This is a genomic window from Thiolapillus sp., from assembly GCF_048562965.1.
In the GTDB taxonomy this organism is placed as follows: Bacteria; Pseudomonadota; Gammaproteobacteria; order Chromatiales; family Chromatiaceae; genus Thiolapillus; species Thiolapillus brandeum_A.
Map to the genome: position 1 here is coordinate 1 of NZ_JBHNMF010000346.1, position 3478 is coordinate 3478.

The 3478-nt window shown below is 47.3% G+C and carries 4 protein-coding genes; all 4 read left to right on the plus strand.

The features are described 5' to 3' along the window. The coding region (locus ACOCD2_RS14490) for a type II toxin-antitoxin system RelE/ParE family toxin (RefSeq protein ID WP_308333994.1) at positions 1-247 on the plus strand (247 nt) is incomplete at its 5' end. A 14-nt stretch (positions 248-261) separates the two neighbouring features. Then, the gene (locus ACOCD2_RS14495) at positions 262-492 is read left to right on the plus strand and encodes a WGR domain-containing protein (RefSeq protein ID WP_305802859.1); all 231 of its coding nucleotides are present in this window, start codon (positions 262-264) and stop codon (positions 490-492) included. A gap of 2 nt (positions 493-494) precedes the next feature. Continuing rightward, positions 495-1964: an N-6 DNA methylase gene (locus ACOCD2_RS14500; RefSeq protein ID WP_293680343.1), complete on the plus strand. Its 1470-nt coding sequence runs from the start codon at positions 495-497 to the stop codon at positions 1962-1964. A 5-nt stretch (positions 1965-1969) separates the two neighbouring features. Continuing rightward, a complete protein-coding gene (locus tag ACOCD2_RS14505) occupies positions 1970-3082 on the plus strand; it encodes a restriction endonuclease subunit S (RefSeq protein ID WP_293680346.1) in 1113 nt (370 codons plus the stop codon). The last annotated feature ends 396 nt before the right edge of the window (positions 3083-3478 follow it).

Sequence of the window (3478 nt, forward strand, 5' to 3'; positions counted from 1 at the left end):
CCTGATCGATATCTGGCTCTACATTGCCCAGGATAATCCTGCTGCAGCCGATAACTTACTTGATTCCTTTGAGGAGAAAGGCCAACTGCTGGCAGAGAACCCAGAACTGGGGCAAGCAAGGTCAGATATTGCTGAAGATTTCCGATATTTGCCGGTTGGGCGCTATCTAATGCTTTACCGCATGATTCCCAACGGGATTGAACTAGTGAGAGTGGTGCAAGGTATGCGACTTTTGAGTGCGATATAGGCTGTGCTGTTGTGTTGCGCTGGGTCAATCCTGACAATCGGCGCTACTACCAGGCTGATCTGGTTAAGGATCTTTTTGGCGACTGGACGCTGGTTAAAGTATGGGGCAGCCTGGATTCTCATCGAGGGAATCAGAAAATATGCCTGGTTTCTGGCAAAGAGAAAGGACTGGCGGAAATCCAGAAGCTGATGAAAGAGAGAGAATGTCGGGGCTATAGAATGATACAAAAAACGGCAGAAACATAAAAATGTTTGAACAAACTTTCAAAAATATCGACGATGTCCTCTGGAAAGAAGCCGGCTGTTCCTCAGAGCTGGACTACACAGAGCAAACCTCTTGGATGCTCTTCCTCAAATACCTGGATGACCTGGAGGGTGAACGCGCCATCGAGGCAGAGTTGGTTGGCAAACGCTATGATTTCATCATTGATGAGAAGCATCACTGGTCTCGCTGGGCCGCTCCAAAGACCTCAGAAGGCCGCTTTGATTACGATGCAGCCCTGACCGGTGATGATCTGATCCAATATGTGGATACTGAGCTTTTCCCTTACCTGAGTGGATTCAAACATCGTGCTTCCTCCCCAGATACCATCGAATACAAGATTGGAGAGATTTTTGGGGAGATAAAGAACAAATTTCAGAGCGGCTATTCCCTGCGGGATGCCCTGGAACTGGTTGATGAATTGCATTTCAAGTCTCAAAAGGAGAAGCACGAACTCTCCCATCTCTACGAGACCAAGATCAAGAACATGGGCAATGCTGGTCGCAATGGTGGCGAGTACTACACTCCAAGGCCACTGATTCGAGCCATGGTCCATGTCATCAAACCCACCCTGGGCGAAACTATCTACGATGGTGCCTGTGGTTCCGCAGGATTCCTGTGTGAATCGCATGACTACCTTCGTTATAACGCAGAGGGGGGTAGCGCCAAGCTCTCTACCCAACAGCTAAACACACTGCAAACCAAGACTTTTTACGGCAAAGAGAAGAAGAGCCTGGCCTATGTGATCGGGATCATGAATATGATTCTGCATGGCATCGAGGCTCCGAACATTCTCCACACCAATACGCTGACTGAGAACTTGGCTGATGTTCAGGAAAAAGATCGCTACGACATCATCCTGGCTAATCCTCCATTCGGAGGTAAGGAACGCAAAGAAATCCAGCAAAACTTCCCGATCAAGACAGGGGAGACCGCCTTTCTATTCCTGCAGCATTTCATCAAGTATCTGAAAGCAGGCGGCAGGGCAGCTATGGTTATCAAGAACACCTTTCTTTCCAACTCGGATAATGCCTCCAAAGCGCTTCGCCAAGAGCTATTAGAGAACTGCAACCTTCATACGGTGCTGGATTGCCCAAGCGGTACGTTTCTTGGCGCTGGCGTTAAAACGGTGGTGCTTTTCTTTGAAAAGGGAGCGCCCACCAGAAAGATCTGGTATTACCAGTTAGATCCCGGTAGAAACATGGGCAAGACCAATCCGTTAAATGATAATGATCTCAAGGAGTTTGTGGAGCTACAAGCTAGCTTTGCTGAAAGTGAGAAGTCTTGGACGGTGGATGCTGGGGATGTTGATCAGAACAGCTTTGATCTATCTGTGAAGAACCCCAATGCACCTGAAGAAGCGCCTTTGCGAGAGCCGGAGGAGATTCTGGAGGAAATAGCGGCACTGGATGCTGAGAGCGCGAAGGTGTTGGAAGGGATTAGGGGAATGTTGTGAGCCAAATGTCGGCAGATTGGGTAGTTAAACGTCTTGATGATGTATTGAAATTGGAGTATGGCAAACCCTTGCCGAAGGAAGATCGTGACGATAATGGTGAATATCCAGCCTATGGCGCTAATGGAATCAAGTGCCGCACAAATCGCTTCTATCGAAATAAACCAAGCATCATTGTGGGCAGAAAAGGTTCTGCAGGTGAGGTCAATCTCTCTGCCGATAAGTTTTGGCCGCTAGATGTGACCTACTTTGTCGATTATGATGAGGAGCATTATGACCGGATGTTTCTTTATTACTGCCTATTATCCCTAAAGCTTCAATCTCTTGCGAAAGGCGTGAAACCAGGTATCAATCGTAATGATGTTTACGCTATTGAACGAGCTTTTCCACCCCTCCCCGAACAAAAACGCATCGTCGCCATCCTGGATGAAGCCTTCGCCGCTATCAGTCAGGCAGTTGCCAATGCCGAGAAGAACCTCGCCAATGCGCGTGAGTTGTTTGAGAGTTATCTTAATAATGTATTTGAGAAGAAGGGTGATGAATGGGAGGAGAAACCTTTGGGTCAGATTTGCGAGAATTTAGATAGCAAACGTATCCCTATCACAAAAGCGAAAAGAGAGAGTGGAGATATCCCTTACTACGGTGCATCAGGAATTGTTGATTATGTAGCAGATTACATCTTTAATGAGGAATTGCTCTTAGTTTCCGAGGATGGTGCTAACCTGCTGGCAAGAACTTACCCGATAGCCTTTTCAATAACTGGAAAGACCTGGGTTAATAATCACGCTCATGTTCTACGCTTTGAGAACAAGGAAACCCTTCAATTCGTAGAATATTATTTTAACTCAATTTCGCTGGAACCGTATGTGAGCGGGATGGCTCAACCAAAACTTAATCAGAAAGCATTGAATTCCATACCAGTTCCACTTCCAGATCTCTTGGAGCAAAAGCGCGTTGTGAAGATATTTAATGCTCTGGCGAAGGAAATCCAGCACCTCGAAACCATCTACCAACAAAAACTCACTGCCCTGGCTGAACTCAAACAATCCATCCTACAAAAGGCTTTCAGTGGTGAACTGACAGCCGATGCTAGTTCCATCATGGAAGATACCGTCGCATGAATGAAGGAGAGCTAAGCACACGCGACATACTTTTAGAATTTGGCTTTCAACCAGATGAGAGTGTGATATCAGATGTCCAGCCAGGCTTGGCTCTCCGTTTGGGTGACTTCAAACTCTCTGCTTCCTGGGTTGTAAATGACCATTATGTAGACATTGTATTGCTTAGCGGTGTTTACAATACAGGCCGTACAACAGGCATGATTGATATTCAATTGCCACGACAGATGGAATCTAGAGAGTGTCCATCCATAAACCCTCGGTTTTACGGATTCCAACAACCGCTGCCAGCCATGGAGAGCGAAGCGAAGGCTGGTAGTCCCCAGTAGCCGCGAGGCCGCACTGTTTTCCCGGCGTGCCTTGCGCCAGAGGGAAAACAAAGTAGGCCTCCGAACGCGG

Coding starts and splice junctions, on each gene's coding strand:
- ACOCD2_RS14500 (WP_293680343.1), top strand. CDS start 495: ATGTTTGAACAAACTTTCAAAAATATCGACGATGTCCTCTGGAAAGAA.
- ACOCD2_RS14505 (WP_293680346.1), top strand. CDS start 1,970: ATGTCGGCAGATTGGGTAGTTAAACGTCTTGATGATGTATTGAAATTG.